Source organism: Pantoea sp. DY-5 (assembly GCF_019795955.1).
GTDB classification, from domain to species: Bacteria; Pseudomonadota; Gammaproteobacteria; order Enterobacterales; family Enterobacteriaceae; genus Pantoea; species Pantoea leporis.
The window spans coordinates 59,813-84,555 of record NZ_JAIMIE010000011.1 but is presented as its reverse complement, the minus strand read 5'-3'; the positions used below and the strand labels follow the sequence as shown (position 1 = coordinate 84,555).

The window sequence follows — 24,743 nt, the reverse complement described above, 5'->3', positions numbered from 1 at the left end:
CTTCGTCGTTGCTCCTTTGCCCTTTGCCGCGAAAGGCCAGACCGGAAAGATAAAACCCGCGTCAGAGAAGGTCTTTTTCGGGTCCGCAGCGCGAGCTGCACCTACTCAGCCGGATTTAAGGAGCCATGCCATGCAAAACACACTCGCCAGCGTTACCCCTGATTCAACCGCCGACCGTGCGCCGGTTGAAATGATGCCCTGTCATAACGCGCAAAACCCTGAAAACACCGCACCTGAAGCACCCGGGCCTCGCCTGGAAAGCGTCAGTGATAACGTCCGGTTTTTCACCCGCCTTCAGATTCGTGATGCCCAGGGAAATTACGTGATGGCCACGGAGAGCCAGATCCTGGAGGAAGCCGCGCGCGCTATCGATCATCGCTACCCTACCGGGACCTTTTTTGCCTCACCAGAGGTCTCTGAGGCGTTTTTCAGAGCAAAACTTGCCGGTCGCGAGCGTGAAATTTTTGCAGTCGCTTTTCTGAATAACCAGCATCAGCTGCTTGCCTATGAAGAGATGTTTCAGGGGTCTGTTTCAAGCGTAGAGGTTCATCCCCGGGAGGTGGTGTACAGGGCGCTGCAGCTGAACGCGGCGGCGGTTGTGGTGAGCCACAATCACCCCTCGTTTAAGAGTGAGCCATCCCGGGCAGACATCACGATAACCGGACGCTTGCAAAAGGCCCTTGAGCTGGTCGCTGTGCGGCTGATTGACCATATCATTGTGGCAGGGAACGAGACTGTTTCACTGGCTGAGCGGGGGCAACTCAACGGGTAATCGTTGCACCCTGGCTGGCAGGGTTTCCCATGCCAGCGCCTCTTCCGGTCCGATAAACGGGCCGGAACCATGCCCCTGAGACAGAGCTGAATCCCATGACTCAAGAAGAAAAATTTACGCTTAACACCCTGCAGGCTTTCACCGCCTGCGATTTTGAAGCCTACCGCGATCGGGGGGAAACCTTCCGCCAGCGCCTGACCGGGGCCGTTCTTAACGCGCTACAGCTGCCGGACTGCTGGCGCACTGACTGCGAGATGCGCGGCGAGTGGGGCGGGGCGTACCCGGTTCACCTGCGACTGACCCGCGCCGATGCGGCTGGACTTGCCGTCGAGCTGGTGAGCCCGTCTGCGAATTCGCCACTGTGGAGTGTAATGCTTAACGACCTCCGCACCCGGTCCAGTGTACGGCTGTGCGTCAGCTACCGGTTTGAACCTGCGGTGATGTCTGCCACGCTCAAAAAAATCACAGAGTACACGCGGGCGGGCTTCACCGGTGCCGGTGAGCTGGTCGCCGCGCTTCGGATGGGAGGGCACGCCGCATGATCCCAAAATCACACGCACTGGTTACCCTGCTGCCTGAGCGTCAGGCCGCGCTTCAGGCCATCGCACTGGTCGAGCACGCGCAACAGCGCGGCACCCGGCTGGCCCGCCATCCTTACGCAGCTGCGTTTATGAAGCAGCTGAGCGGCAGGAGCCGCGTCAGTGTGCACGCACTGAACCGCATCCGGGGTATTTACCTGCGCCCGCGCGAAAAGCGCGCGCCGCTGCCGGAGTGGGAAAGCGCCCTTGATGAGTTTCTCTGTTCGGCGGGTGAAGTGTGTCCGCTGCCATTGCCGGGCGAGCTGGCAAACGTCCTGTTTCCGGAGGCGGTTTTCCGCCGGGCAGAGCGTGCGAAACATGCTGCCGATAAGAGCGTTAACCACGTCACCCGGCGCGAACGGCAGGCGGCTGACTACCGGGAGCGCCAGCTGGAGAACCGAATCCGGCAGGCTGAAACAGAGCTGGCCTTCCGCACGCCGGACACGCTGCGCGGCTGGTTCGCCGCCTGGTGTGACAGCGTGCCGGAAAATGACCTGAAGAACATGATCGCCGCGTGGGCGCGCCGGTTCCCGTCGCTGAACGGTCTGGAAACCCTGCTGCCGTACGCGGGAGAGGTTGCCTGCGAGGTGGCCGGGGAAATTCACCTGCGATCGCTGCACATGGACAGCGCGCAGAAGAACATGAACCACTGGCTGGTGCCAAACAAACTAACGGCACAAACGGAGTCCGCTTCCTGACTGAATATGATTGAAGTATCCCCAACGTGGGGATATAATACCCTCAAGTTGGGGACAGGAAAAAAACATGCACGCGTTATTTATTGAGCTTTCCAGCTTTGAGAAATACCGGGCCGACTATCTGAATGATGACCAGTTCAGACTGTTTCAGAGCATGCTGCTGGCCGACCCGGAAAAAGGTGATTTGATCCCGGACACGGGCGGTCTGCGTAAGGTACGGTTCCGGGATGAGCGACGAAATAAGGGCACCCGGGGCGGTATCAGGGTTATCTATTACTGGACCAACGAAAAAGGTCAGTTCATCCTGTTTACCATCTACGATAAAGATCAGCGAGACGATCTGACCAAACAGCAGCGCGACGCCCTGGCGGCAGCGCTGAACGTAATCAAAAAGGGGCTGAGACATGACTGAACGCGACATCTTCAGTGAGCTGATGACCGGCATGCAGGAGCTGAAAGACCACCAGGACGGGAAAATTACGCTCAAGACTTACAAGGTCAGCAAGCGCGAGCCCGTTACCATCGCGCCGCAGGAGCTGCGCGACGTGCGCGAAAAACTTAACCTGTCACAAGCGGTTTTCGCACACTACCTGCACACGGGTGAGACCACCTATCAGAACTGGGAGCAGGGCAGAGCCAAGCCTAACGCTCAGGCCGTCCTGCTGATCCGCATGGTTCAGCAGAACCCGGAAACCCTGCGGACGCTCGCTCAGCTTTGAGGGACATAGAGCTGCATTTCTAATCCGGGAATATGCCTGATACGTTTTAACAGCAACAGCAACAGCAACAGCAACAGCAACAGCAACAGCGTGGGGCCCCCTCCGGCTCCCCGGCAAGCCGGGTCGTCGAGCCCTACGTCGCTAAGCGGCAAGCCGCCAAGCGTCGCCGAACCCCTGCGGGTTTCGTCCGCGAGCGGTTCCGGTCTGATGTCCAGGTTCAACGGCTGCTGCCGGCTTCGCCGTCGCTTTCACCGTCCCGGCAAACCCCCGCCGGGCCTTTAAGGCCAGCCCGCGTAGCGGTCTGAAACGTCCTTTCTGACGCTCCTCTGCTTTCCGGCCAGCCCTTGCGCGGAGGGCTGGTCGTAGCACCGCCGGTTCAGGCAGAAAGGGGTGAAATGCACGCCGACAGAAACTTTTCGCCAGGGGCCGCAAAAACTTTCTGTCGTCGCCCCTTTATGCCCTCTCTTCGTCGTTGCTCCTTTGCCCTTTGCCGCGAAAGGCCAGACCGGAAAGATAAAACCCGCGTCAGAGAAGGTCTTTTTCGGGTCCGCAGCGCGAGCTGCACCTACTCAGCCGGATTTAAGGAGCCATGCCATGCAAAACACACTCGCCAGCGTTACCCCTGATTCAACCGCCGACCGTGCGCCGCTTACTGCCACCGGGGAAGTAGTTTCAGATGCTTTTTTTGCGCCCGTTGAGACCGATCTGATTGATGGTTTGCTGGGACGTTATCAGCATACGCGCGCGATTATCGGGGAAATTGCCCGCGCAGTGACCAGCCACGAAAACACGCCAGCGGTGGCGCATTTTATCAGCGGCAACCTGAGCGGCCGCCGGGGTGGTTATGGTTTCTCCGTAGGGGATGTGTTTAACGTCACGGGGGCTGTTGCATCACTGAATGCGGCGTACTGGCAGGATGCGTTAAACCTGACGGACGTGTATGAGTACATGCCCAACGATCGCCGCAATGAGTGGAACGAGCAGATCCGCGAAATGAAAGCGCCTGATTTTGAGGAAGCAACCGTGCGATCAACGCTCTCCGAGCTGTTATTTTCCCGTGAGAAATTTTTCTCCGAGCGCGTGGACGGCATCTTTCGCAATCTGTCTGGTGAGCACGTCACCAACCGCCCGGAAGGGTTCGGCAAACGCATGATCATGGCACGCGTCTATGACGAGTGGGGCGGCAATAACTATCAGCGCACCGGTTACATCGATGACCTGCGCCAGGTGATCGCCAAATTCATGGGGCGTGATCCAACCAGCTACCGCACCACCGACAAGATTTTGCAGATTGCCCGCAGCCGTGCCGGTGAATGGCTCACGCTCGATGGCGGTGCGCTGCGCGTCAAAGCCTTCCTGAAAGGAACCGCGCATCTTGAAATTCACCCGGACATGGCCTGGCGACTTAATGACATTCTTGCCTTCCTGCACCCGGCGGCCATTCCGGCGGAGCATCGCCAGAAGCCGCGCACGAAGGTGAAAAGCTTTGCACTGCAATCAAACCTCCTGCCGTTCTCCGTGCTGGCCGAACTGAGCGAGCTGGAGATCGAGCGCACAACGCCGTTTCAGGCTAACCGCTGGGACGAACCGCGCCAGCCCATTACGACAAACCCGTTTAACCGTCGCTTTAAGGGCTACCGGGAAGGAGACAAGGCCGCGCGCGCCGAAGCGGAAAAAGTACTGATGAGTCTCGGAGGCGTAAAAATGAATATCAATGCGCTCACCTGGTTCGAGTTTGACTACGACCCGACAACGGCGATTCAGGATATTCAGTTAAGCGGTGCGCTGCCGGATCAGAAAACACACCAGTTTTACCCGACCACGTCCGGGCTCGCCGCGCAGTTGCTTGATGAGGCCGACATCCGCGAGGGTGAAACCTGCCTGGAGCCGAGCGCGGGCATGGGCGGCCTTGCTGACCTGATGCCGCAGGCGCAGACCACCTGCGTAGAGATTTCACCGCTGCACTGCCGCGTACTGGAGGCCAAAGGCCACCACGTGATCGAAGCCGATTTTCTGGTGTGGGCGCAGGAGACGCCGCAGCGCTTTGACGTGGTGGTGATGAATCCCCCCTACAGCGAGGGGCGCGCGGTGGCGCACCTGAACGCGGCGGCGGCGCTGGTGAAGGAGGGCGGCCGACTGGCAGCGATTCTGCCTGCGGGCAGCAACCGCAAAGATCTGCTGCCGGGCTGGGACTGCAGCTGGTCAGAACCGATGGAAGGCATGTTTGCGGGAACCGGGGTTAGCGTCGTGCGCCTGATGGCCTACAAGCCGGAGTAACTTTCCCGCCAGGCTGGCAGGGAAACCCTGCCAGATACAGCACCGGCCCGATTCCTGGGCCGGTTTTGTGATCCCGACACAAGGCCAGACTTCATTAACCGTGAAAAGACATTTTACGCACACACCCCCTCGAGGTTTCACCGGCTGCGATTATGCAGCCTGAAAAAATCGCAAAGTACACGCGGTCGGGCTTCCCGGGGGCCGGATGCATCATTGCCGCGCTGCTGATGAGTGGCGCGCTGCATGCTCCCGAACGTTTTGGCTACTGTGCAAGCCGCAGAAAAATCTCCAGTACGCCCTATGGGCCGGGAAAAGCCGGCGCTGTCGCACCGGCCGTTGCCGTCCTGCTGCGTTTGTCCATTATGCGAATATCTGTATCAGGCCGGGTAACTATCCGAACAGTGGTCTGTTCACGCCATCGTTAAAATCTTTTTAACAGCAACAGCAACAGCAACAGCAACAGCAACAGCAACAGCAACAGCGTGGGCCCCCTTCGGCTCCCCGGCAAGCCGGGTCGTCGAGCCCTACGTCGCTAAGCGGCAAGCCGCCAAGCGCCGCCGAACCCCTGCGGGTTTCGTCCGCAAGCGGTTTCGGTCTGATGTCCAGGTTCAACGGCTGCTGCCGGCTACGCCGTCGCTTTCACCGTCCCGGCGAACCCCCGCCGGGCCTTTAAGGCCAGCCCGCGTAGCGGTCTGAAACGTCCCTTCTGACGCTCCTCTGCTTTCCGGCCAGCCCTTGCGCGGAGGGCTGGTCGTAGCACCGCCGGTTCAGGCAGAAAGGGGTGAAATGCACGCCGCCAAAAACTTTTCGCCAGGGGCCGCAAAAACTTTTTGTCGTCGCCCCTTTATGCCTTCTCTTCGTCGTTGCTCCTTTGCCCTTTGCCGCGAAAGGCCAGACCGGAAAGAAGAAACCCGCGTCAGAGAAGGGCTTTTCGGGCACCGCGCGGCGGTCAGCCGGATCATTAATTTCAGACAGGAGCACATCATGACTTCAACCCAGAACAGCACCACCACTGAAATGCGCTGCGTAGCGGCGCTGGGTGACGGCGCATTTACGCGCGAACAGGCTGCAAACGTTACAGCCGCCTTCAGCAACGTTTTCATTGAAGACGATCAGGGCAGTCATTTCCGTCTGGTCGTGCGTGAGCCGTCGGGCGCTCTTATCTGGAGGGCTTTCAGCTTTGAACATGATGCGGGCTACTGGCTGCGCAAGTACATCAACAGCCGCGGCGTGCCTCAGTCCCTGGATGAGCAACTGACTGCACTGACCGATCTGAATGACGTCGCGATGACGCTGGGGCAGCGCCGGAGCTCTATGGCTCACATTCTGGAAAATCTGGCCAGTGCCGTGGTGCAGCGCGTGCCAGCGGATTCGGTTGTGCTTCCGGCAGATGTTTCGGAAGTCTGGGGTGAAGCAGGGCGCATCGCGCTGGCGCATTTCGGGCTTCAGGGTGAAAAAGCGTTTTTCGCTGCCAGCCAGTGGCTGACCGCTGAGCTGGAGCAGGGCAGCAACGTACAGGCGTAAAAAAAGCAGGGTAGCCCCTGCTTCATTACGGCGGCCAGTTCGAGCTGGCTGCCTCATCAAAGACCAGACCCTTAGGAGAGTATTATGATTTTTGACCCCCAAATCGTCGCACACGCGCTGAGTTTTGTAAATGCCCTACGCAGTGGCCAACTGGCGCACGTCCCCGCGATGCCCTTTGCCCTGTGGCAGCAGTTTATGACGACCGTAAACAACCTGATGGAGGCGCAGCCATGAGCATCGCAACGCCCCGGAATTTACCTTACGCGCTGGCACCCGTGACGCAGAACGACATCCTCCGCGTGCTGGGTGAGTACACCTTTATCCGCCTGGACAACGGCGACGAAGCCTTTTTCCATCACGGCAACTGGATCGCAGGTGCTGACGCCGCGAGTCGTGAACCTTCCGTTCTGGGGCTGGCGCAGAGTATGGCGCGCGCAGGCTGCAAGTCACTTCGCTGCATCGAGCTGCCGTTGCCTGATGATGCGGAGTGGAGCTGGGACGACGTTGTGACGCAGCTGGTGCGAGCATCATTTACGCGTCAGGTTCGCGGCGAACTGGTCGTGACGGCAAGCAACAATACACGTCACGGGCGCGGCATCCATGTCTGCTGCGATCCGCTGCTGAGCGGGATCAATAACAACCTCTGGTTTCCGCTGAACCCTGCGGAGGACTGGCACGCTGGCGTCGAACGCGTGCTGACCATGAACGGCGTGGCTGAAAACGTGGTGAGGCTGGAGCCGCTGCGGGACGGCCCGGAATACACCGATTTTAAGGTGATTTATAACCGAAAAATCTGCGCCTGATTTGCAGAGAGGCCGGAGAATGACCGGCCTCATGACGTTGTTTTCCCCATTCCCAACCCGTCGGCTATACCGTCACAGAGGTGTTTAACATGAATTCTGAAAACATCACCACCCTGACCGCTTCACTTTCTGAAGAAGCATTCACCATCCTTGATTTGCTGGCTCTGTCACAGCGTGCACAGGCTACTGAAGAAGTTAACGACAACGCACGTCGCGTCAGCCTGGCGGCATCCGCACTGTTACGTTTTGCGGAGCAGACTGGGATCGGCGACAGCACTGAACCGGCAGAAACCGCAGTCACCGACCTTCTGAACGATATCATGCACTTGTGTGCGCACTGCTGGCCGGATGATGGCGCAATCTCTTTCGACAGCTCGCTGGAAACCGCCCGGATGCACTTCGCAGCCGAATCCCTTGAACATGGCCAGTGGGACTGCAAAAAATGAAAATGACCATCAAAGAAATTACAGAAGCCATGACCAGCTCACATGACGGCTACGCCGAACTGGTTGCGGATTCTGTTTCATTCAGCCTTAGTCGCCCGCTGACTCATGAGGAACATGATCAGATATATAACATCATTGAGTGCGCAATTTCCGAAGCGGTTAAGACGCTGCAAACCAGCGAACCTGAGGCGGATCAATTGCTCACACTGGAGCAGTTCAGCGATCTGGCTGACTACCTCTACCGCTGCGGCCAGTTCTGCGGACCGGGTGGTATTCAGGGGCAGGATTTCCAGTCTCTGATCGTCATTGACGAACCCACCGAAGAACCGGAAGGCCGTAAAATTTTCATCCGGGATGGCTATCCAATTGCGGTGTATGACTTTGACACTGGTTACACCGTTCTGCGTACCTGAGTTCTCAAACTTACTTCATCCTGAGCAGGCAATACCAATCCCGCTTAGTGCGTGAGTTCGATACGAAATTTTCCAGTACACCGGAGACCGCTATTGAGGCGGAATACACAATGACTTCACCAGAAAACACCTTATTTAAGCAACAGGTCCCCGAAATTTGTCGCTGTGCTGTTATCAGCAATGCACATATGACGCGGGAAGATTCTGACATTCTGGATTCACTTTCGCGTCACATCAGCGGTGAAGATGGAGGATATAACTGGATACATCCGACGACATACGGATTTCTGATTCGTATGTCTGCAAGGTCCGATGCGATAGCACAGCTCAGGAGAAAAGGGATCTCCGATGACTTCAGTCACGTTGTCACTTATCTAACTGAACAATGTCAGGTTGCGATGATTCACTTCGATGCAGATGCGGGAATACTGGAAGGGTTTTCTGTACACAACTGGTAAAAAAAATTCCGGCAGAGGATCGTATTTTCTGCCGGAATCGATTCATGATGCAGGCTGGGTTTCCTGCTGAGTGTTTTTTTCCTTTACCGCGTCAGTCTTACGAGGCTGGCGCTTTTTCTTTCCATTCCCCTCGTTTATCACTGCGGAAATAGCTTTCTCACTGAAGCGGAATTCCATAGAATCCAGCGCCGATTTGATATCCGCCACGGTATAGCCTTTCTCTTTCGCCAGCATCAGAATGGTGTCTTTCAAATTTTCCAGTGCTGCTTCGCGGGTGATACGTTGCGGCGTTAAATCTGGAAGATTTTCCAGCTTCTCACGCGCCTCATCCAGTTGCTTCTGAGTGAAAACATTACGGACCGCCATTTCATTTTTCCTTCTAAATGGTAAAGACCCGATTTTGCTGGATTTTTACCACCATTTCCACCCCCATCACCTCACATGACGCCGGTTTACTTCTGACCAGCTAAGTGGCAAAATACGAAAAGTTGATTAAAACACGGGACAGGAAATGTTTTGTCATTACCGCCTGCACGCAGACGGCAACGCCAAAACGACCTGCTCAGGGCTCCGCCCCGAGACCCGGGTAATGTGCCAAGGTTGAGTTATGTCGAAAAGTGAAAAGCGTCAGAAGAACACTCTTATCCAGCTCCGCTGTACAGATGCTGAGGCGGACGCCATTAAAAAGAAGGCTATTGCCGCAGGGCTGACGACTTCCGAGTACCTGCGCCGTACGGCACTTAACCGCCGCATTACCGTGCGCACTGACATTCGCATGATGAACGAGCTGCTGCGTCTTGGTGGCCTGCAGAAACACCTGTATACCCAGATGCAGACGAACATGACGACCGAACTTAGCCACCAGTTTTCTGAGGTGCTGACCAGTATTAAACAAGCCATTAACGCGCTGGACATGACGCCAGTTCCGGTCGAGGACATGAAAGACTGATGAACGTGATTATCCCGCCAAAACGTCGCGATAAGAAGACCAGCTTCAAAAAGCTGGTTAACTACGTTAGCACACGCGAGGAAAAAAAACCGGGCGAAGCCGTGACGCACGAAGCGGTTCACAGCACCGGTAATGAGTACGTCGCGACCCCGGGCTTTGGTCAGCTGGTCGATTACGTTGGACGCAAACGTGCAACACCTGTCACCGAAATTGTCAGCATTTCACCGGAGGGCATTCAGCGCGTGCTCTCCGGTGAAGTGCTGTGTGAAACTAACTGCTTTTCACTGGATACCGCCGCGTCAGAAATGAATCTTACGGCCTCGCAAAACCGTCACTGTAAAGACGCGGTGTATCACTTTATTTTGTCCTGGCAGGGCGATGAAGACCCGTCACCCGATGCGGTATTCCGCTCCGTGCGTTACAGCCTCAAGCAGCTGGGCATGGACGAGCACCAGTACGTTGCTGCTATCCACCGCGATACGGACAACATCCACTGTCACGTGTCGGCTAACCGCGTTCATCCGATCACGTTCCGCGCGCAGAACATGTGGAACGATGCTGACGAGCTGCAGAAATGCTGCCGCGTCCTTGAGCGCGAGCTCGGCTTTAAAGTGGATAACGGTAGCTGGCATATGGATGAATACGGTGACCTTCACCGTACCCGTCGCGATATGCCATCAACTCCGCGCGGTGCAGCCAAGCGTGAAATCTTCTCAGACAAAGAAAGCCTGCACGGTTATGCGGTACGGGAAACCCGTCATATGCTTAATGACTTCGTAGAACAGGATTGTCTTGACTGGCCGTTAGTTCATAACGTGCTTTACACGCGCGGACTTGGTCTGCGCGAACAGCAGGGCGGTCTTGCCGTCTACGATCTGATGAATCCGGATGGTGCCAGCGTGAAAGCGTCTGACGTTCACCCTGCTATCAGCCATACGGCCATGGTTAAGCGTTGGGGAGATTATCAACCGGCACCACCGGCATCAGATCCTGACAATCATGAAGCAGGCATACTCGTCGTTGATAAATTCTATATGCCTCAGCTGCACGTGCGCGATCAGGAAGCACGTCGTGAACGCAGAGAAGCCCGTGCGATTGCGCGCGATATCCTGCGTGCACGTTATGACGCCTACCGCAGTGGCTGGGAAAAACCTGAACTGCGCGCGGGTGAACGGTTCCGTCAGATTGCCTCACACTGTGTGGTCGCCAAGGCCCACGTCCGCGACACCGTCAGGGACCCGCTGATGCGCAAGCTGATGTACCGCGTGGCCGAGTTTGAAAAGATGAAGGCGATGGCCGAACTGCGCCTGCAGCTTCGCGAGGAGCGTCAGACTCTGAAAGAGACAGGAGACAATCGTCCGCTGAGCTGGAAGTCATGGGTTGAACGTGAAGCTTCCAGAGGAGACGTAGCTGCGCTCAGTCAGATGCGCGGCTGGGCTTACCGTGATAAACGGGCTGCACGTCAGCAGAAAAATGCGTGGCCAGAACCTAACGCCATTGTTCATTACGGCGCGGGAGATAATGCTCCGGCAATTAAATCCAGCGAACACGAAACGCGCCTGCTGCGTGACGGTACAGTCAGCTATCTGCGTGACGATAAACCCGCTGTAACCGACTTTGGTGACCGAGTTGAAGTTTACCCCGCTCCTGACACCATTTCAGACCGCTTCAATAACGACCTTGCGGCTGAACTCACTGCACGGAGAAGCGGAGACAACACTGTTCTAAGCGGAGAAGCAAAAGCCGTTAACCGTGTGTTGTATTCCGGGGTTATACGCAATGTGAATAATCGTGACGACCGCGTCTTTAAAGTCAGCGATCCTGAGTTGATGGCGAGGGTTCTTGCGACAGAAGAAAGTATCAGGAACCGCAGTGTACAACCTGAGATGAAACAAGCCGAACCGGAATTCAGGGATGATGAAAACATGCGCCCTGTTATCAGAGATTTACCACGACCTTGAGGAGTTTAAAAAGAAAGACATAAGCCAAACGGAAGTATTTAGTCGCTGATTGCACAGGGTTCGGAGCCTGTACAACCAGCTAACCCTAACAACCTGACTAGGAGGCTGCCATGGCTGCCGTGGATCCTATTGTATTTAATCCTGTACGCAAGCTTTTTCCTGCATTAACGGTTAAGCAAGTTACAAATTCTTGCCTCTACTCCCTAGGGGCTAATTATTCAGAGACTGCATTTCTGCAAGAACTGAGCCCAACAGCAGTTAGAAGATCACTTGAACTAACCCAAAAAAATCTTAAAACCCCCACTTTGCCTCACGTTAAGAATGTTTTTTGGTCTCAATTCATTTTGCATCAAATTCTTCTCAAGTATCACTTATACGATGAATGTGAACCATGCGCATTTTTGTGCCTTTCACACCTTTTCCCGAAGTTATCAAATGATGAGATTGTTTGCTGCGTTTTGTTATCAGGAGGACATTCGCGTGAACATATAATGAACATCTTAAAGAAACCCCTCGACTCAATTAACAATTTAATTGCAAATGCCATAGTCAGACTTGAAGCGGGTAATGAGTTCTTATTAAAGGTTTTTGTTACAAGCTATTTAGTTATAGATTTGAGTTAATTTCTTTATGAAGTGCAAGGCTTAAAAAATTAAGATTTACTGAAAAAAATCTTAAGATTTTATTTGATGTTACTTCACTGATATTAAAGGAAAAAAAATCATTTTGATTGCCTTAAATCCACTGGTTATTCATACAGTGGATTTAAGGCCCCTTTCAAGATTAGGACCAATCCTATTTAATGGCGGTCACTTACTTAATGCTTACATAACGCATACACGGAGTTGACATGGCAGCCCCCAAAAACCATAAAGGCATCGCAATCATGCTGTACATGTCTACGGAACTGAACGAAAAGCTATCCGCTTCAGCCAAGAAATCCGGCCGCGCGAAAGTCACAGAAGCGCTGTTTCGTTTAGAAGACCATCTTGATTTGTTCGAATCGATTGCCACACCAGGGCAACGTTTTCCTGCCGGAACCGGCAGCAAAGATTTATAGATTATCTGAGCCAGCACATTAATTGCTGGCACTCATTTCTGATGAATTATGCGCATTCGCGCAGGGCTTCTTTTTGCCTGAAAACGGCCTCTGCTCTTTAACAATGTGCCCGAAACCCTGATCTCAAGGTCCTCTCTTGCCGGCATGCTTTAACGATGCGCGGAAGACGTCCGGAGGCTATGTCATGGCCAGAATCACATCAGGGGAACCCACAGCAATACGGGGCAGGTTATAAGCGACTGAGGCATGCATTACAGGTCGCTTATTTCGCTGACGGGCACAACTCAAAGTCGGAATGTTGGGTAGTACGTTTATATCCCTGCGAATTAGTTCGATACATCTTGTTCTGGAGTCACCTGCGGGATTCGCGGTGCCGGTTTCCGGATATTCAGTTTCCGGAGTGTATTAGCGTTGCGCTAACGCGCAGCAGCGGACGGGTTGTTAAACAGTTTCTTATTTTTCGCCCTGCGAATCAGTTCGACGTAGCCACTGCAGGCCCCGGGGCGATCCGTCGGGCCCCCTGCAACTGGTGATGATTAGCCCTTCAGTTAAATGAAGTCGCGAACGGGTTTCCCTGCCGTAATACGCCACATACGCAAAGATGACACTGAGCAGTCTGTGCGGGCCCACTCCCTGTGAGTGGGTCAGCCCGGCGCTGTTCCGGCCGAACTGATATTACATGACAGGCATCTGAGGATGCGGGACGTATTCAGAACATAACCAGGGGACCACATGAATCTTACAAAACGAAAACGAGAAGTGCTGCGTGAACAGTTCAGAGGGCGCTGCGCCTTCTGCGGAAGTAAGCTGCCCGCCCGGGAATGGCACGCAGAATTTATTGGTGAGGAGTATGTGCAGGGCGGAATTGCGCCAGTGTGTACAGAATGCCGCACCGCTAAGGGTAATGCCTCACCCGAAGCCTTTCGTGCGCTGCTTGCCGAACAGGTTGAGCGGGCGCAGCGCCACAGCGCTAATTTTCGCACGGCTCTGCGTTTCGGGCTCTGTCGCGTCAAAGCTGATCCCGTTGTTTTCTGGTTTGAAAGCTGCCTGTCACCCCATGCCGTCACGTCCGCTCCGACTTTGATCACTCAGCAGAACACCTCATCCGCCGCCTGACGGCGGTTCATTTTCATCCATCTATATAAAGGACATCCTTATGCAACGTTCCATTTTTCAGCGGGCGGGGCTCTGGCTCGCCCTAGTATCAACCTTGGTAGTGAGCTCCTGCAGTTATCAGGAAAGTAAAAACTCACAACAGGTTTCAGGATCAGATAAGTGTCAGACCTGCACGCAATTCAGAGTCAGCGTCTGGCATGTCAGGACACCCAATGACGATTTACGAAAGATGCTTAACATCAGGCCTAACACCTCGCCTGAATCGCTGAATACAGCTGATTCGACAATAGTGACGTCTTCCGGCGCAGACGCTCTTGAGCAACGCTTTATGAAAGATATTCGCGACGAGTTTATTGGCAGCATCACCGGCACCACCGCCGCAGGCGATCCATTTCCGGTGACGCTATCGAACGCGTACGGGACGCTCAATGGTACGATCACCGCAGGTCCTGAGACACAAAGGCTTGCTTCCCGGGTTGTAAAGTTTAGCCTCGAAGCAAAGCTTCCGTTCACAGACAGTGATGTGCCTGAAGCTAAAATATGGCAAAGCGGGCGAGTCATGCTCAGAGACGGAGAGGCGGTTGTCAGCGTCAGTTCAGTCAGAGACGGCTGGTTAGTCTGGCTTATTGGCGCAAGGTTTTCTGGGTGACATCTGTCCGGGTCAGCCGGGCTTCCATAAACTTTTTTCTGCCCTTACGCAAAGCGCACTGCCCTGACTGGCCAGTGCGCTTTTCGTTGTGGCGGACCTGCGGCCAGCGCACACGGTCAGACTGACATCGTCTTATTACTCTTTAAAGCGATGCGACAAGTCTAAGTCATGCCGCTCTGGCGTCTGTCAGTCTGGCCAGAGCACCGGGAGGCACCCGGCGCCACAACACCCCTTCTGACCGGCAGGTTTCGCCTGCCTTCCCGCACGGTTTTTGCCGGTCCGGCTCCGGCCGCCGCAGAGACGGTGCAGCCCTGAATTATCCGGAGTTCTCTCTATGTCATTTACCGAACGGGCAGGGCTGATACCGGTCCTGTTTCTGACTGGCTGCGCGCAGCAGGCGGTCATCACCGGGCCGCCCTCGGGCAGCGTGGTGGACGGCATCCTCTCGCGCAGCGCGGCCGACATCAGCGCCATGCAGTACCGGGTGCACCAGACCGGGCCTTCGGCTCAGCGGCCGGCCGGTCCTGCCGCGAAGCCTGTCACTCAGGTTCCGGGCGTGGCCAGTGCTTCAGCACTGACAGGTAAGCCTGCGTCCACGGTGCCGGTCTCAGTGGCGGGTGCGGGACCAGCCGACGGCTTTGTCCGGCAGGACGGCGCGGCGCCCACGTTGCGCGCGGCGTTGCGAAAAATCATTCCTCCCGGGCAGACGGTGGTATTCGGCAAGGCGGTATCCGCCGATGCGCCGGAGCTCTGGCGCTGGACGGGCAACGACCGCTGGCAGTACGTCACTCAGAGGATGCTGGCGGGGCACGGACTGAAGGCCACCGTGGATGAAAAGGCCCACACGGTTACGATCGAACCTGCCCAGCGCGCGCAGACGGCGCAAGCTGCCAGCCCATCCGTTTCGCCGCCGGTGCCGCCGGGTGCGCCCGCAAAAGCCGCGCCAGTGGGCACGGTGAAAGCCACACCGTTACCTACTACCGGCCGTAACCCGTTCCGCGGGAATAAGGCAGTACCTGCGGCAGTCAGCCAGACCCGAGAACCGGCCACGGCTGTAGTCAGGGCTCAGCCTGCGGTACGCACATGGAAGATCGAGCGGGGCACCACGCTGCGGCAGGGCTATGAACAATGGGCGTCACAGGAAGTCTGTCCGTCAGATAAGCCAAAGTGGACGGTCCGCTGGGATACGGGCACCAACTACCCGATCGATTACACGCTGACATTCCACGCCGCGAGCTTTGAGGACGCTACAGCCCAGCTGTTTAACCTCTGGCATCGTGCGCAGGTTCCGCTGTTTGTCAGCGGCTACCGTCAGCAGTGCCTTGTCGTCGTCAGTGACGCTCCTCCGGGCACTCCTTCTTCGTCTTCGCCACAGGAATAACCATGTTTAAAAAATCCACGCTTGCCGTGCTGATCTGCAGCACGCTGCTGCAGGGCTGCGCCCTGGAGCGCATTAATGATGTAAACCGTTCTGCAGGCACCACCGCCGATGAGGCCTCCGCGCTTATCAGGCAGGCTGCGGAAAATCGCCCCGTGGTGCAGTTTCAGAACAGCCAGTACGTGAGCCCCGTGCCGCTGCCGGTCGCAAAGTACGACGCGCCCCGTGAGGTTGTGAACTGCAACATGCCTTACCGGGCCGTCAAGCCGCAGGATATCTGGCAGTTCAGCCAGGACATTGCGACGGTCTGTCACATCCGTACGCGCGTGACGCCGGACGCGGCGGCCGTGCTGGGCGGTGGCGGAGGCCAGAACGGATCGCCGACCCAGCGTCTGGCCAGCGTACCGTCACCTGCACTTCCGACCGGCGGCGACATGCGGCCGCTGGACTCTTTCGGTACCGGTGCTACGGCCAGCGCGGCGGCACCCTCAGCTGGCACGTCACGCACGTTTTCAGGCGTAACCTACACCGGCAACCTGGGTGGCCTGCTGGATATCGTGACGGCACGTCTGGGCATTTCCTGGAAGTACGAGGACGGGATGGTCACGTTCTTCTATCTGCAGACGGCGCGCTTTGACATCGAGCCTTCTGACGCCAAATACGCTCTCACCGGCTCGGTGGTCAGCGGCGTGTCCAACAGCAGCAGCTCCGACGGGGGCACCGGTTCCGGTAGCTCGGGCTCAAGCTCCAGCGGCGGCGTATCCGGCGAGAGCGGGACGAGCCTGAAGTCCGACGTCGCCATGGGCAACAACCTGTATGACGACCTGAAATCCACGGCGGAGAGCATGCTGACGCCTGGCGTGGGCCGCCTCGACATGAACAAGACCACGGGCACGGTAGTTATTACCGACGTGCCGGAGGTGGTGCGTCGCGTCGGGGAATACCTGACCTCTGAGAACAAAGCGCTGAGCCGTCAGGTTAACCTCAAGGTGGTGATTTACACCGTCAATACCGAAACGAGCGATGCGGTCGGCATCGACTGGAACGTCATCTACAAGACGCTGGCCGGCAAGTACGGCATTAATCTGGCAGGGCCGGCCGGCACCATAGCTGATGCTGGCTCGGTCAGTTTCTCGGTGCTGGACACGGCCACCGGCGCGGCGCGGCAGTTTGCCGGTTCATCGTTCCTGTTTGACGCGTTGTCTAAGCAGGCGAAAGTGGCGGACGTGCGCACCATTCCGCTGATGACCACGAACATGGCCTCCGCGTCCGTGGTGGTTGGGCGTCAGATAGCTTACTTAAAAAGCGTCTCAACCACCGTTTACTCCACGGGCAGCACCACGCTGCCGTCGCAGACTCTGACGCCGGGCTCGGTCACTACCGGGACCAATATCACCATCTTCCCGAAAATTCTCGATGGCGGCGATCGCATGATGCTGAACATGTTCCTGAACATTTCCAGCCTGATTCAGCTGCGTGAAATCAGCTCGGACACCGAGAAGCTGGAGGCGCCAGAGGTCGACTCCCGCTCCGTTCCGCAGCGCGTCTGGCTGAAACCCGGTCAGACCGTGGTTATCAGCGGGCTGGAGCAGAACGTAGCGACCTCCAACCGTCAGGGGCAGCTGTCGCCGGATAATCAGGTAACCGGCGGCCAGCGCTCGGGTGACCGGACGCGTCAGTCCTTCGTCATTACCGTCACGCCTTACATCAGGTAACTGCCATGAAGAGAAACAGGAAGACGCCGGCGCCCGCACAGGACGTTGGCGATATCCGCCTCCTGACCATCAACCAGCGCCGTTTTGTGGTCGGGCTGACCTGGCAGGTTATTCGCGCGCAGCGTAATCCCATGAAGGAGATTCGCCGCGTAGGAAAAGCGCAGGGGCTGGATCTTGTGGCGGTGCGCCGCAGCGACAGCATTCAGGCGGGCTTTGCGCCTAAAACGCGTCTTCGCCTGCGGGGTACCTATTCACTGACGGTGGCGCTGGCCTCCCTGCTTGAGGGCTGCTGTATTGCCGTAGTGCCGCTGGGTGAAGGGCCGGACGGTTCCCTGCAGTACACGCTGGTCGGTAAGACGGAGCGCGGCGGCATTCATCCGTGGTCCGATAAGGTCTATGCGGCGGAGCTGCTGCGCCAGACGCTTATTGATCTGCGCGGCGAGCTGCGCGGTAGTAAAAGCGACCTTGAGGTGCCGGTGTATGGCGACCCGGCTGTCGCCGGCGTTACCGCCCCCCTGGACCTTGACACGGTGCTGGCGCCTAAGCAGCTGAGCAAGGATTTCCGGCTGCGGCCGCTGACGTGGGGCATGACGCGTGGACAGCTGATAGCGACCGCGACGGTGACCGCACTTGCGCTTGCGGCGCTGGGGTTCTGGCTGCACCTGGAAGGCGAGCGGGAAGCGGCCGCACGGCTGGCGCTGCAGCGTGAAATGGTCCGTCAGGCCGAACTGAATAAAGATGCACGCTATAAGGCTGCGCTCGCCAGCTTCCGCCACCCATGGACGGAGCAGCCTTCGGTGGGCTCTTTCGTCGGGCAGTGCCAGCGTGTACTGGACCGCGTGCCGCTCTCAATTGAGGGCTGGATGAGTGTCACGGTGGTCTGCGCGCAGGGCGACGTCAGCGTGCAGTCCATCCGGCGCACCAACTCGGCGGCCACCACCGCGGACTACGTGGCTGCGGTAAAATCACTCTTTGGCGTCACGCCGGTGTTCAGCTTCGCCGACAGTAGTCAGACCTCGTTCACGCTGCCGCAGACGCAGAAGCCGGAAGGGGATGACCCGATGGTGCCGGCGGATGAACGGCTGATGCAGTTCATCTCGCGCTTTCAGTCGCTGAACATCGATCTGGCCGTTTCGGCGGTGCCGATAAAGGACGTTAAGAAGAACAACGAAGGTGAAGACCTGCCGGTGCAGGACTGGCAGGAGTATCAGTTTTCTGCCGAAACCGACGTCCCGCCGCGCGACATCTTTGCGGGTAACGGATTCACCGGCATCCGCCTCTCACAGATCACCGTGGCCATAAACACCTCCGACGGCTCAGTCCGCTACAAACTCTCAGGATCGCTCTATGGAAAACGTTAAATACGCAGCGCTGATGCTGCTGGTCTGCGGCTTTGCGCACGCAGAAGCCGACGTTAAAACGGTGGGCGATCTCGATCGCCTGCAAAGCGGTCGCGTGTTCTACGACGCGCAGGCCGCTTACAACAAGGCAAAAATGGCGGCGGGACAGGCCGACACCGTTGCCGCACCGGTCGCCATCCCCGCGGTGCCCGGCGGCCCCCCGGGCACCGCGGCCACGGTCGCACAGGCCAGTACGCTGCCGGTGCTGGAAAAGGTGGCGGGAACGATAGCAACGCTGAGCTTTACGGACGGCAGCAGCACACAGGTGCGCCCGGGCGACAGCGTCAGCGGCGGCTATACCGTGGTGTCCGTTTCGATGCGCGGCGTGGTCATCAAGCGCGCACAGGACGGTCGCGTCTTTACCCTGAACTGAGGTGACGTCATGATGAACCTGAGTGAAAAAACCCATACCCTGCTGCCGCTTGCGGCCCCTCCCGGTGGCCGTCCCTTTTCCACGGCTATCAGCGAGAGCGTCCGCTTTATCCGCGACGAACAGAGCCACTCTCACTGCCTGTACGTGCTGAACGAGCTGGATGACAGTACCGAGTACTTTGAGCTCCGCGAGCAGCTGCGCAGCCAGGGGCTAAACCCGGGCGTGACCTGGTGCAACCGCGAGGAACTTGCGAAAATTTCGCAGCAGTTTAGCGATCGCCCCGAGAGCGTGGCGGGGGCGAGCGACGTCCAGAACCTCATCCTCGGCCTGATAGCCGAGGCGACCGACCTGCGCGGTTCGGACATTCATATCCGTATTGAGCACAGGTATACGCGCGTGCTCTACCGCATTGACGGTAACCTGCGGCCAATGCATTCGCATTCGGCAGAGTGGGGGACGCGCGTTGTGAACACGCTCTATAACTGGATGAGCGAGGAGCAGAGCAAAACCACGCTGAGCTTTACCGAGCCCTGCGACGCACGCGTGCGTGAGGAGTTCGTGAACGGCTACGGCCTCAGCACCATCCGCTTTGCCAGCCGTCCTGGCGGGCAGGGGCGTCTGGCGGTGGCGCTGCGTCTGGTGAGCCGCCGCAAGCAGAGCCTGCACTTTGAACAGCTGGGGCTGACGCCGGCGGAAGAAACCACGCTCCGGCGTGCGCTGACCAGCTCAGGCGGGACCCTCTTCAGCGGGCCAACCGGCCACGGCAAGTCCACGGTGTGTCAGGTCTCCGCCGAGTTTCTGGCGCGTGAGGATCCGGGCGAAAACATCATGTCCGTGGAAGACCCCATTGAGTCGCCGATTGAAGGGGTGTTTCAGACGCCGCTCGGCCTGCAGACCTTTGCGGAAGCCATTAAAAACCTGCTGCGTATGGATCCTGACCGCATATACAACGGCGAGATACGCGACGCGGGTACCGCCAACGGCGTCGTAGAGGCCATACAAACCGGCGCCCCCGTACTGAGCACCATCCATACCAACTCACCAGCGGATATTCTGCAGCGCCTGCGCCGCTTTGGGGTCGAAGAAGATCTGCTGTTTGATCCGACCATCATTTCCTGCCTGGTCGGTTTGCGACTGGTGCCGCTGCTCTGCACGCACTGCCGCATTCCCTGGCAGGATGGGCGCGGCAGCGTCAGTCCGGTCATGCAGGACATGGTGGAAACGCATGCGGTCACCGCCCGCGCTTATCTGCGCAATCCAGGCGGCTGCGACTGCTGCGGTAACACTGGCATACACGGGCGTACCGGCATTTTTGAAGTCATTGAGACGGATAACCGCTTTATGCGACTTTACAGCGAAAAGGGCAAAATGACCGCCTACCTCGACTGGATTGACCGCGGTGGCGTCACGCTCTGTCAGAACCTGCTGCGCCTGATTAACAGCGGCGTCACGGATCCCGTATGGGCGCACCGCCGCATCATCAACCTGGACCGGGACGCCCGACTGAAAGCGGGGAGTGACCTGTGAACAGACTGGCACGTGCAATTTATCAGGCGACCTTCAGCGCGCAGGACCGCATCGAAATATATGACGATTTCCGTCAGTACCTGCTGGACGGCCGCGGCGCTAAAGAGACCTATCAGAAGCTTATCGACAACTACAGCCGGCGCGGGAAGAACCCCGGCGATGCCGTAGCGCAGATACTGACCGAATGCGCGGAAAATCTCGGCGCCGGCTTCGGGCTGGCTGATTCGCTGCGCGAGTGGATCCCGGATCAGGAGCTCAGCATTATTGAGTCTTGTGATCTGGCCGGGCGTCCCGAGGACGGCTTTATCAATGCAATTGATATCGCCAGCGGCACCGGGCGCATCAGCGGCACGGTGAAATCGACCGTCGCCGTGACGGCATACCTGACGCTGCTGACCGTGGGCGTGGTGGTCATGTTCTGCATGATGCTGGTACCGGTGATTATACAGGCGGTACCCCTCAGCCAGTGGAACGGCCTGCAGACGGCGGTTTACTACTTTTATCTGCTGCTTTCAGACTGGTGGTGGGCGCTGCTGCTGCTGTTCGCTATCCTGGTTTCGCTGGTCGTGTGGTCGCTGCCCCGGCTGACCGGGCGCCTGCGCTTCTTCCTGGACCGCTTTCCGCCGTGGTCCATTTACCGGCGCATTCACGGCGCGGCGTTCATCATGAACGTTAACGCCATGGACGCTGCCGGGATACCGATGGAGCGCGCCGTGGCCACCATGAAGGCATCCACTCGTTCTGCCTGGCTCTACGAGCGTCTTGACGCGCTGGAGCTGGCTATTTCCTCCGGTGAAAAGAACCTTGGCGTGGCGCTGGACGCCACGGATTATGAGTTTCCCGACGAGCGCGCCATCGTCAAGCTGCAGAGCCTGTTTGAGACCCGGAACAGCGAAGGGTCGCTGAAACGCTTTGCGGCTACCTGGCTTGAGCGCACCGTGAGCAGCGTCGAGCGCACCGGCGATCGCCTGCGCATCGTCAGCCTGCTGCTGTGCGGGGTGCTGGTTGCTTCGCTGATGCTCATCATGTTCAGCCTCATCCAGAAGGCATTTTTCTTTAACTAGGCGGACGGCCGTTCGCTTCAACGCACCATGTTTTTTCCAGTCAGCCGCCCGGCCGTCGCCGCGCGGCTTCTTTCCGTATGTCTCCTCAAAGGTGATGAAATGAAGAAGTTAAAAAAGGGTATTGCGAACATTACTGACTCCATCAGTTCGCTGGGCATCATGATCGTGGTTATCAGCCTGGTCGTGGCGGCGGGCGCGCTGGCCTATTTCTACGTGAACAGCACAAGCGAGGTTACGCTCGTGACAACGGTCATGAACGAGACGCGCAACCTGCGCGCATCGAGCGGCTATGGTACGGACGATTACGTGCCTGCGCTGGTGAAGGGTGGCAGCATTTCGAAAAGTTACACCATCACCAACAACCTGATTTACAACAAGTCAGGCGGACAGGTCACGGTGAAGGGCAACGGCGTGGGCTTTATCGTGACCGACGCGGGCCTGCCGCAGCGTGACTGCGTGAAGGTCGCGCGCAGCATCGGCACCGCCGACCTAGCATCCACCAAAATTAACAACACCACGTTTACCTCCGAGGTGACCGCGGCCAACGCTGCGACCGCCTGCGTGGACGGTGACAACACGCTGACGTTTACCACCAAGTCTTAACGCAACGCCGCCGCACGCCGGCGGCACTTATCCGGACCGACTGACTATGACCGCCACTGCGCTCAGCGAGACCGATTTTATCGATCTCTACCTCGGCGAAGACTATGCCGAAATCAAAGGACTAGTCGGAGCCAGCCGTTTGCTGATGCCCGTGCCTGAGAATATTGCTTCTGACGTGCAGGCGCTCCGCGCGCTCTGCGAACGCAGGCATCAGGAGACCGGGCGTAATGAGTTCTCCTGCTTTTATGGTGAGCGTCTGTATCGTGCCACGGTCTCCCGCGACTTAATGGGGCGTACCGGTTTAGTGCTGCGCCAGACCCCGGCCACTCTGCCGGCTTTTGATGATATTCCACTCAGCACGCCCCTGCGCCGTTCCGTAGAGCTGCCCAGCGCAACAGGGCTGGTGCTCATTTCCGGCGAAATGGGGGCGGGGAAAACCACCTCCGCCGCCGCCATACTGAGCCGCCGCATCGTTGTGACTGGCAACCTCGGCGTTTCCATTGAAGACCCGGCGGAAACCCTGCTGCAGGGCCGTCACGGCGACGGGCGCTGTATTCAGCTTGAGGTCGGGGAGAACGAAGGGTACGCCAGCGCGACGCGAAAGGCCTACCGCATGGGGGCTTCGGCGTTTCTGCTGGGAGAGATCAGGGACGGCGCCACGGCACACGAGGTGCTTAAAGCCTCGCTCAGCATGTTCGTCGTGTCGACCATTCATGCCGCGTCCGTTAAGGAAGCGCTGGAACGCTACGTGATGTTCTGTGAGGAAATAAGCCCGGCCGCCAAGGCCAACATTGCGAGCACGCTGTACGTGCTGGCGCACCAGAAAATGCGGGTAAATCCTGCCAATAATCAGCGTCAGGTGGACATTACCGGCTTTAATCTGCGGCACGCCAAAACGGCTGACACCATCCGCGCCAAAATCATGGCGGGCCAGTTCAACTTTGACGATCAGTTCTCCTCTATCTCCTATGACTTTAAGGAATAAACCGTGAACAAGATGAAACGGGGCATTGCGCAGATTACCGATGCGACTGTGGCCTATGGGGTTGTTGCCGTTATTATCGTGACGCTGCTGATACCGCTCACGCTGTGGGCCGCGGACGAATACCGGATGAATGTGGCGGCCGGTCAGGCCAATACGGTGCAGAAGGCGGTCAACCGCTACATTGCCGATCAGCAGGCCACTATCGCGGCCAACAGCAGCTCCTCAGCGGGGTACACGCTGACGGTGCCGATGCTCATTACGGCGGGTTACCTGCCGACCGGCTATTCGGCGACTAACGCCTACACGGCGACCTATCGCACGCTGATTTTTCAGCCGTCGACGAATAAATTTCACACCATGACGTTCCTCACCGGCGGCTCGACGCTGTCGCTCAGTGACGCCCGCAAGCTCGCTAATCACATTGGCGCGGCGGGGGGATACATTGAAAGCGGCGTGGCGAAGGGCGCGCTCGGCAGCTGGCAGGAAAACCTGTCAGCGTTCGGCGGCTATAACCCGGGCGACGGCAGCGTGGTGATTGCCGGTTTCTACTCCAACGGCGCGCTGGTCAACGACTACCTCTACCGCCACAGCGTGGCAGGTCACCCGGAACTGAACACCATGGGCACGACGCTTAACATGGGCAGCAACGACATCAGCAGCGCGAAGACTATCGGCACGCAAACGCTGAACGCGTCGGCGGACGTGAATACCGCGCGACTGACCGCCACGCAGAGCATCCAGTCAAACGGTACTATCAATGCCAACGGCAGTATTACTTCTAACAGCAATATTGCGGCCGCTGGCAACATCACAACGAACAGCAGCGTGGTCGCGAACGGAAATATTACAGCAAACAACAGCATCACGGCCGGCGGTAACGTGACGGCCAATAATGACGTGCTGGCAAACGGCACATTGCGAAGCGCGCATGATGCCGTAATCGGCGGAATTCTCAAGCTTCAGCAGGTCAATACTGTTGGCACATACTGCGACACCTGGGGGGCGGTAAGCCGTGACGGCGCTGGCGCCATACTTTCCTGCCAATCCGGTGTGTGGAAAAAAGCCGAAGGCGGCTCTACCCGTGTATGTGCAAACCGTTGCGGCTCGGAGTGGCCAATAGAGATTGGAAGAATGAATCATGATGGAGATTGGTCATCATGGTACACCCTCGGAGAGGGGTGCTCTGGGGCCTATGCATCTAACTGGCAAGTGCCGGTTTTCTGCTCTGCTAATTAGCCTGCCAATCCGGTGTGTGGAGAGGGGCCAAAAGCGGCG

General features: G+C 57.6%; 27 protein-coding genes and 1 pseudogene. 27 read left to right on the top strand and 1 reads right to left on the bottom strand.

The annotated features are described in order from the left end of the window. The first annotated feature begins 253 nt into the window (after nt 1-253). The 12 genes and pseudogenes from radC (at nt 254) to K5Y30_RS24265 (ending at nt 8,688) form a co-directional block, all read left to right on the top strand. Nucleotides 254-772 (top strand): DNA repair protein RadC, encoded by a 519-nt coding sequence (gene radC / locus K5Y30_RS24320; protein ID WP_255606816.1) that lies wholly within the window; start codon nt 254-256, stop codon nt 770-772. A 95-nt stretch (nt 773-867) separates the two neighbouring features. Then, nucleotides 868-1,314 (top strand): conjugation system SOS inhibitor PsiB family protein, encoded by a 447-nt coding sequence (locus tag K5Y30_RS24315; RefSeq protein ID WP_222213965.1) that lies wholly within the window; start codon nt 868-870, stop codon nt 1,312-1,314. Next, entirely contained in the window at nt 1,311-2,048 is a 738-nt protein-coding gene (locus tag K5Y30_RS24310; protein WP_222213963.1) for a plasmid SOS inhibition protein A, read from the top strand. The genes K5Y30_RS24315 and K5Y30_RS24310 overlap by 4 nt, the downstream gene beginning before the upstream one ends. 67 nt (nt 2,049-2,115) lie before the next feature. Then, nucleotides 2,116-2,460, top strand: a complete 345-nt coding sequence (locus tag K5Y30_RS24305) for a toxin (protein ID WP_222213961.1) — start codon at nt 2,116-2,118, stop codon at nt 2,458-2,460. Further along, nucleotides 2,453-2,767, top strand: coding sequence for a DNA-binding transcriptional regulator (locus tag K5Y30_RS24300; protein ID WP_222213959.1), 315 nt, complete (start codon nt 2,453-2,455; stop codon nt 2,765-2,767). Before K5Y30_RS24305 ends, K5Y30_RS24300 begins: the two co-directional genes overlap by 8 nt. A 594-nt stretch (nt 2,768-3,361) precedes the next feature. Next, a complete protein-coding gene (locus K5Y30_RS24295; RefSeq protein ID WP_222213957.1) occupies nt 3,362-5,044 on the top strand; it encodes a DUF4942 domain-containing protein in 1,683 nt (560 codons plus the stop codon). Nucleotides 5,045-6,028: 984 nt separating this feature from the next. After that, nucleotides 6,029-6,277, top strand: a pseudogene (locus K5Y30_RS24990) (DUF905 family protein); the annotation flags it as partial. Between the two features lie 375 nt (nt 6,278-6,652). Then, complete coding sequence (locus tag K5Y30_RS24285; RefSeq protein ID WP_222213955.1) at nt 6,653-6,802, top strand: succinate dehydrogenase flavoprotein subunit; 150 nt, start codon at nt 6,653-6,655, stop codon at nt 6,800-6,802. Next, nucleotides 6,799-7,371, top strand: coding sequence for a hypothetical protein (locus K5Y30_RS24280; RefSeq protein WP_222213953.1), 573 nt, complete (start codon nt 6,799-6,801; stop codon nt 7,369-7,371). The genes K5Y30_RS24285 and K5Y30_RS24280 overlap by 4 nt, the downstream gene beginning before the upstream one ends. A gap of 89 nt (nt 7,372-7,460) precedes the next feature. Beyond that, nucleotides 7,461-7,817 carry a hypothetical protein gene (locus tag K5Y30_RS24275; protein ID WP_222213951.1) on the top strand — a complete coding sequence of 119 codons (357 nt, stop codon included), beginning with the start codon at nt 7,461-7,463 and terminating at the stop codon, nt 7,815-7,817. Beyond that, nucleotides 7,814-8,230, top strand: coding sequence for a hypothetical protein (locus K5Y30_RS24270; RefSeq protein ID WP_222213949.1), 417 nt, complete (start codon nt 7,814-7,816; stop codon nt 8,228-8,230). The genes K5Y30_RS24275 and K5Y30_RS24270 overlap by 4 nt, the downstream gene beginning before the upstream one ends. Before the next feature lie 110 nt (nt 8,231-8,340). Continuing rightward, entirely contained in the window at nt 8,341-8,688 is a 348-nt protein-coding gene (locus tag K5Y30_RS24265; RefSeq protein ID WP_222213948.1) for a DUF5983 family protein, read from the top strand. A 42-nt stretch (nt 8,689-8,730) separates the two neighbouring features. Here K5Y30_RS24265 and K5Y30_RS24260 read toward each other — a convergent pair whose 3' ends face one another. Next, complete coding sequence (locus tag K5Y30_RS24260) at nt 8,731-9,054, bottom strand: hypothetical protein (protein ID WP_222213946.1); 324 nt, start codon at nt 9,052-9,054, stop codon at nt 8,731-8,733. A 241-nt stretch (nt 9,055-9,295) separates the two neighbouring features. Here K5Y30_RS24260 and mobA point away from each other — a divergent pair, with 241 nt between their 5' ends. The 15 genes from mobA to pilV all read left to right on the top strand — a co-directional run bounded on the left by mobA (nt 9,296) and on the right by pilV (nt 24,704). Next, nucleotides 9,296-9,637, top strand: a complete 342-nt coding sequence (gene mobA / locus K5Y30_RS24255) for a plasmid mobilization protein MobA (RefSeq protein WP_222213944.1) — start codon at nt 9,296-9,298, stop codon at nt 9,635-9,637. Beyond that, the gene (gene traI / locus K5Y30_RS24250; RefSeq protein WP_222213942.1) at nt 9,637-11,598 is read left to right on the top strand and encodes a TraI/MobA(P) family conjugative relaxase; all 1,962 of its coding nucleotides are present in this window, start codon (nt 9,637-9,639) and stop codon (nt 11,596-11,598) included. The genes mobA and traI overlap by 1 nt, the downstream gene beginning before the upstream one ends. 110 nt (nt 11,599-11,708) lie before the next feature. Then, nucleotides 11,709-12,221 carry a hypothetical protein gene (locus K5Y30_RS24245; protein ID WP_222213940.1) on the top strand — a complete coding sequence of 171 codons (513 nt, stop codon included), beginning with the start codon at nt 11,709-11,711 and terminating at the stop codon, nt 12,219-12,221. A gap of 227 nt (nt 12,222-12,448) precedes the next feature. Beyond that, nucleotides 12,449-12,658 (top strand): TraY domain-containing protein, encoded by a 210-nt coding sequence (locus K5Y30_RS24240; protein WP_058970007.1) that lies wholly within the window; start codon nt 12,449-12,451, stop codon nt 12,656-12,658. A gap of 732 nt (nt 12,659-13,390) precedes the next feature. Continuing rightward, nucleotides 13,391-13,774, top strand: a complete 384-nt coding sequence (locus tag K5Y30_RS24235) for an HNH endonuclease (protein WP_255606806.1) — start codon at nt 13,391-13,393, stop codon at nt 13,772-13,774. Nucleotides 13,775-13,814: 40 nt separating this feature from the next. Beyond that, nucleotides 13,815-14,423: a hypothetical protein gene (locus tag K5Y30_RS24230; RefSeq protein WP_222213938.1), complete on the top strand. Its 609-nt coding sequence runs from the start codon at nt 13,815-13,817 to the stop codon at nt 14,421-14,423. 334 nt (nt 14,424-14,757) lie between these two features. Beyond that, nucleotides 14,758-15,804 (top strand): TcpQ domain-containing protein, encoded by a 1,047-nt coding sequence (locus K5Y30_RS24225; RefSeq protein WP_222213937.1) that lies wholly within the window; start codon nt 14,758-14,760, stop codon nt 15,802-15,804. Nucleotides 15,805-15,806: 2 nt separating this feature from the next. Then, nucleotides 15,807-17,516: a PilN family type IVB pilus formation outer membrane protein gene (locus K5Y30_RS24220; protein ID WP_222213935.1), complete on the top strand. Its 1,710-nt coding sequence runs from the start codon at nt 15,807-15,809 to the stop codon at nt 17,514-17,516. Nucleotides 17,517-17,521: 5 nt separating this feature from the next. Beyond that, nucleotides 17,522-18,877 carry a type 4b pilus protein PilO2 gene (gene pilO2 / locus K5Y30_RS24215; RefSeq protein ID WP_222213934.1) on the top strand — a complete coding sequence of 452 codons (1,356 nt, stop codon included), beginning with the start codon at nt 17,522-17,524 and terminating at the stop codon, nt 18,875-18,877. Continuing rightward, nucleotides 18,864-19,289: a type IV pilus biogenesis protein PilP gene (gene pilP, locus K5Y30_RS24210; RefSeq protein WP_222213932.1), complete on the top strand. Its 426-nt coding sequence runs from the start codon at nt 18,864-18,866 to the stop codon at nt 19,287-19,289. Before pilO2 ends, pilP begins: the two co-directional genes overlap by 14 nt. A 9-nt stretch (nt 19,290-19,298) precedes the next feature. Then, a complete protein-coding gene (locus tag K5Y30_RS24205) occupies nt 19,299-20,816 on the top strand; it encodes a GspE/PulE family protein (RefSeq protein ID WP_255606804.1) in 1,518 nt (505 codons plus the stop codon). Continuing rightward, a complete protein-coding gene (locus K5Y30_RS24200; protein ID WP_222213930.1) occupies nt 20,813-21,880 on the top strand; it encodes a type II secretion system F family protein in 1,068 nt (355 codons plus the stop codon). Before K5Y30_RS24205 ends, K5Y30_RS24200 begins: the two co-directional genes overlap by 4 nt. 99 nt (nt 21,881-21,979) lie before the next feature. Next, entirely contained in the window at nt 21,980-22,483 is a 504-nt protein-coding gene (locus K5Y30_RS24195; protein WP_222213928.1) for a type 4 pilus major pilin, read from the top strand. 46 nt (nt 22,484-22,529) lie between these two features. Beyond that, nucleotides 22,530-23,468 (top strand): ATPase, T2SS/T4P/T4SS family, encoded by a 939-nt coding sequence (locus tag K5Y30_RS24190; protein ID WP_222213926.1) that lies wholly within the window; start codon nt 22,530-22,532, stop codon nt 23,466-23,468. Between the two features lie 12 nt (nt 23,469-23,480). Further along, nucleotides 23,481-24,704 carry a shufflon system plasmid conjugative transfer pilus tip adhesin PilV gene (pilV, locus tag K5Y30_RS24185; RefSeq protein WP_255606814.1) on the top strand — a complete coding sequence of 408 codons (1,224 nt, stop codon included), beginning with the start codon at nt 23,481-23,483 and terminating at the stop codon, nt 24,702-24,704. Nucleotides 24,705-24,743: the final 39 nt, after the last annotated feature.

Excerpts from the sequence above, each read along its gene's own strand:
- K5Y30_RS24190 (WP_222213926.1), top strand. The coding sequence starts at position 22,530 with ATGACCGCCACTGCGCTCAGCGAGACCGATTTTATCGATCTCTACCTC.
- K5Y30_RS24300 (WP_222213959.1), top strand. The coding sequence starts at position 2,453 with ATGACTGAACGCGACATCTTCAGTGAGCTGATGACCGGCATGCAGGAG.
- K5Y30_RS24280 (WP_222213953.1), top strand. The coding sequence starts at position 6,799 with ATGAGCATCGCAACGCCCCGGAATTTACCTTACGCGCTGGCACCCGTG.
- K5Y30_RS24220 (WP_222213935.1), top strand. The coding sequence starts at position 15,807 with ATGTTTAAAAAATCCACGCTTGCCGTGCTGATCTGCAGCACGCTGCTG.
- K5Y30_RS24295 (WP_222213957.1), top strand. The coding sequence starts at position 3,362 with ATGCAAAACACACTCGCCAGCGTTACCCCTGATTCAACCGCCGACCGT.
- K5Y30_RS24245 (WP_222213940.1), top strand. The coding sequence starts at position 11,709 with ATGGCTGCCGTGGATCCTATTGTATTTAATCCTGTACGCAAGCTTTTT.
- K5Y30_RS24235 (WP_255606806.1), top strand. The coding sequence starts at position 13,391 with ATGAATCTTACAAAACGAAAACGAGAAGTGCTGCGTGAACAGTTCAGA.
- K5Y30_RS24285 (WP_222213955.1), top strand. The coding sequence starts at position 6,653 with ATGATTTTTGACCCCCAAATCGTCGCACACGCGCTGAGTTTTGTAAAT.
- pilP (WP_222213932.1), top strand. The coding sequence starts at position 18,864 with ATGGAAAACGTTAAATACGCAGCGCTGATGCTGCTGGTCTGCGGCTTT.
- K5Y30_RS24240 (WP_058970007.1), top strand. The coding sequence starts at position 12,449 with ATGGCAGCCCCCAAAAACCATAAAGGCATCGCAATCATGCTGTACATG.
- K5Y30_RS24265 (WP_222213948.1), top strand. The coding sequence starts at position 8,341 with ATGACTTCACCAGAAAACACCTTATTTAAGCAACAGGTCCCCGAAATT.
- K5Y30_RS24310 (WP_222213963.1), top strand. The coding sequence starts at position 1,311 with ATGATCCCAAAATCACACGCACTGGTTACCCTGCTGCCTGAGCGTCAG.
- K5Y30_RS24315 (WP_222213965.1), top strand. The coding sequence starts at position 868 with ATGACTCAAGAAGAAAAATTTACGCTTAACACCCTGCAGGCTTTCACC.
- K5Y30_RS24260 (WP_222213946.1), bottom strand. The coding sequence starts at position 9,054 with ATGGCGGTCCGTAATGTTTTCACTCAGAAGCAACTGGATGAGGCGCGT.
- K5Y30_RS24195 (WP_222213928.1), top strand. The coding sequence starts at position 21,980 with ATGAAGAAGTTAAAAAAGGGTATTGCGAACATTACTGACTCCATCAGT.
- K5Y30_RS24270 (WP_222213949.1), top strand. The coding sequence starts at position 7,814 with ATGAAAATGACCATCAAAGAAATTACAGAAGCCATGACCAGCTCACAT.
- traI (WP_222213942.1), top strand. The coding sequence starts at position 9,637 with ATGAACGTGATTATCCCGCCAAAACGTCGCGATAAGAAGACCAGCTTC.
- pilO2 (WP_222213934.1), top strand. The coding sequence starts at position 17,522 with ATGAAGAGAAACAGGAAGACGCCGGCGCCCGCACAGGACGTTGGCGAT.
- K5Y30_RS24225 (WP_222213937.1), top strand. The coding sequence starts at position 14,758 with ATGTCATTTACCGAACGGGCAGGGCTGATACCGGTCCTGTTTCTGACT.
- K5Y30_RS24305 (WP_222213961.1), top strand. The coding sequence starts at position 2,116 with ATGCACGCGTTATTTATTGAGCTTTCCAGCTTTGAGAAATACCGGGCC.
- K5Y30_RS24205 (WP_255606804.1), top strand. The coding sequence starts at position 19,299 with ATGATGAACCTGAGTGAAAAAACCCATACCCTGCTGCCGCTTGCGGCC.
- K5Y30_RS24275 (WP_222213951.1), top strand. The coding sequence starts at position 7,461 with ATGAATTCTGAAAACATCACCACCCTGACCGCTTCACTTTCTGAAGAA.
- mobA (WP_222213944.1), top strand. The coding sequence starts at position 9,296 with ATGTCGAAAAGTGAAAAGCGTCAGAAGAACACTCTTATCCAGCTCCGC.
- K5Y30_RS24230 (WP_222213938.1), top strand. The coding sequence starts at position 13,815 with ATGCAACGTTCCATTTTTCAGCGGGCGGGGCTCTGGCTCGCCCTAGTA.
- pilV (WP_255606814.1), top strand. The coding sequence starts at position 23,481 with ATGAAACGGGGCATTGCGCAGATTACCGATGCGACTGTGGCCTATGGG.